Source organism: Methylocaldum sp. (genome assembly GCF_039794385.1).
GTDB lineage: Bacteria > Pseudomonadota > Gammaproteobacteria > Methylococcales > Methylococcaceae > Methylocaldum.
This window is the reverse complement of record NZ_JBDIVO010000476.1, coordinates 1-2853: the sequence shown is the minus strand read 5'-3', so window position 1 is coordinate 2853 and position 2853 is coordinate 1. Positions and strand designations below refer to the sequence as shown.

The 2853-nt window shown below is 57.4% G+C and carries 2 protein-coding genes; one reads left to right on the top strand and one right to left on the bottom strand.

Annotated features, from left to right (window positions below; genetic code table 11):
• Positions 1-1133, top strand: a 1133-nt coding sequence (locus ABJK70_RS22950; RefSeq protein ID WP_347259250.1) for a YncE family protein, incomplete at its 5' end; no start/stop codon positions are given.
• A 260-nt stretch (positions 1134-1393) separates the two neighbouring features.
• On the opposite strand, the gene ABJK70_RS22945 is transcribed toward ABJK70_RS22950, so the two are convergent.
• Positions 1394-2119 (bottom strand): serine protease, encoded by a 726-nt coding sequence (locus ABJK70_RS22945; RefSeq protein WP_077728905.1) that lies wholly within the window; start codon positions 2117-2119, stop codon positions 1394-1396.
• Positions 2120-2853 lie beyond the last annotated feature (734 nt).

Below are 2853 nucleotides of genomic sequence, written 5' to 3'. Positions count from 1 at the left end.
TGAGCGCCCTGAGCGTCTTGGTACCGGCCACGGCAAGCGCTGAACTGCTCGCCATGCTCAACTATGAAAGCAAGGTTGGGCAGCCGAATCGCAGAGAGGGTATTGCGGTCATCGATGTGGACCCGAACTCGCCCACATTCAACCAGATTGTCAAAGATACGCCCTTGCCCCCGGATTTCGTGGCGCATCACATCTATTACAACAAAGACGTGACCAAGGCATATGTCACGTCCCTCGGGCATACCGAGCTCTATGTTTACGATCTGTCGAAATTCCCCGAAGAAAAGACCGTCGTAGCCGTCCCGGATTGCAAGGTGGGAGAGGACATAACGTTCTCGGACGATCGCAAGCACTGGTATCTCAGCTGCATGGGGTCCAACAACGTCATCGTTGGCGATGCCCGGTCGGATAAGCCGATTGCCACGATCGGGAACGACGGAGCTAGCGACAAGTTCATAAAGTATACCCACGGCGTGATGCTCAATGACGAGCTCGACCGCATCTTCGTGACAAGCACGGTCAACCCCAATGATCTGAACGATGCCGGCGAGACGGTCTCCGTCATACAAGCGTCTACCCGGAAAATTCTTTCGACCCACAAGCTTTCGTATAAACCCTCGCCTTCCGGGGAAGCGCCGGTCGAAATTGCCTTCATCCCCCATCGCAAGCCCCAGATAGCCTACATAAACAATATGAATGGCGGAGCCTTGTGGACTGCGACCTGGCGTTCGGAGACCGAGGACTTCAGATTTCAGAGGGTATTTGACTTCGCGGAAACCGGCCAAAGTCTCCCGCTGGAAATGGGCTTCAACGAGGAAGTCGACCGCCTCTATATCACTACAGCCAAGCCCGGCGCTTTCAACATTTTCGACATCGCCGATCCTTATAAGCCAAAACTGCTGTCGACGATCCCGACTGCCGGCGGCGCGCACCACTTCGTGCTCTCGCCCGATCATCGCTACGCCATCGTTCAGAACAGCTTCATCAATTTGCCGGAGATGGACGACGGTTCGGTGAGCGTTATCGACTTGCACCAGAACAAGGTGGTCGCGACGGTCGATGTCCTCAAGAAGGCTGGCCTAACGCCGAACTGCATCATCGCGATGCCCAATTGGTATAAGAGCGATCACTGAGACGAATACGACGCAACTCTATGCGGATGGCCTATTCCGGGGAATATGACCGCTAAGCAGACGCGGACATCCGAATGAGGTTTAACCGGGGAGAGCCGTGGGTTTTCCCCGTTCCATACGGGTAGGCGAGGAGAGGAGGGACATCGGGGAGCAGTCCTCGCGCGCCGACACATGCCGGAATTCGAGAACTGCCCCCATTCACCTGCGGAGGAAGAGATCGACCGTCAAGGCCGCAAACCATGGGCGCGCCTGATTCGCCTTCAGCGGGATTGCGGAGGCGAGCTCGGCGCAGCGGACCGGTCGCCGTTTCTTTTCAGAAAATCCGGGAGCGCGGAGGTGTCTTCCCAAAACAGCAAACCGGACAAGGGCCTGATCGGCTGGGGGTCTGAGGCCATGAGACCCGGGATCCAGTCCGCGGGAATGGCATAGTGTCCGGTCTTGCCGCCCGCGGAGAAGAATGTGGCGAGACCGACCAGGCGGCCGTCCTGGTCGAATATCCCGCTGCCGCTCGCGCCCTGGACGAAACCCGCGGTGGTTTCGATGACCAAGCTGCCGTCATAGGGATGCAAGCGTTCGACACGGCCCTCGGCGAAAGCGATGCCGATAGCTCGGGGATAGCCGTACATATAGATCGTTTCGCCGACGGAAAGTACCGATGTGGTGCCCAGACTCGCAACCGGTAGCGACATTCCCGGCGCTTCAAGAATGCACAGATCGTGTTTCAAATCGGCGCGCTGGCTGGCTGCGCGATAGCGTAAAGCGCCTTTCCCGACGACGATCGAATCGGCGTGCCGCGTGACATGGCAGTTGGTCGCCACGCGATCGTAATCGACGACGACACCGGAGCCGACAAAAGCCCTGCCGTCCCTTGGATAGGCCTGGACCTGAACGACGCTGAGCGCAAGCGTGTGATTCACTTCTGCCGCCCAGGCGATGTTTAACATCCAAGGTCCGAGCACGGTAACGATTAATGTGATCTGGCGCATGGGTTTCTTCCTGTTTCCCAGTACTCCGAAGGGAGCCTTTCTGTTTCGAACGTTCGAGCGTACCGGAAGTTTATACGGTTTCCTTTGCCTTTATATCGCCAACGGTTCCCGTGACGGCGACGCGGAAATCGCGTGATTTGGCTCCGAACAGGGGACGATCGTGGCTGCGCTGTTCCGGCGTTGCGTTTCACTGAATGTGGGCTGCGACATCGTTACGCGCTTCGGCATATGCCGGCAAGCTGCCACTCCCTCGCCGGAGGCGCACCAGCAAGTAGCCCGGATGAAACGCAGTGGAATCCGGGAGACTCGAGGCACCGATCGTCCCGGATTCCGCAAAGCTCCATCCGGGCTATGCCGGCTTCACCAAAAGACGGGAAGCGGGGGTGACGAAGGAATGCTTGACCAAAGAATGAGAATCATTATCATTCGTATCATGGAGGATGCGTCATCATGGGTTCCATAACTCCCCCGTTGAACGAGAAAGACAGCGTCAGGCTTCGAATCAGCGTCGACAAGCTCTCTGAGCTCATTGAAACAGGGAGCCTTTGTGCGACCGATTTTTCCTGTCTCGATCACCAATCCAAAACCACGATACAGGGCTTATTCCTGCGGTTCTGTCTGCATGGATGTCACGCGCATCGAAACGTGCGGGTTGGCCGACCGCCACCCATGACCGATTCGCCCAGTTGAGTGCCGGTCCCGGCAGACCTCTGAAACCGTTCGACCGACGTGTT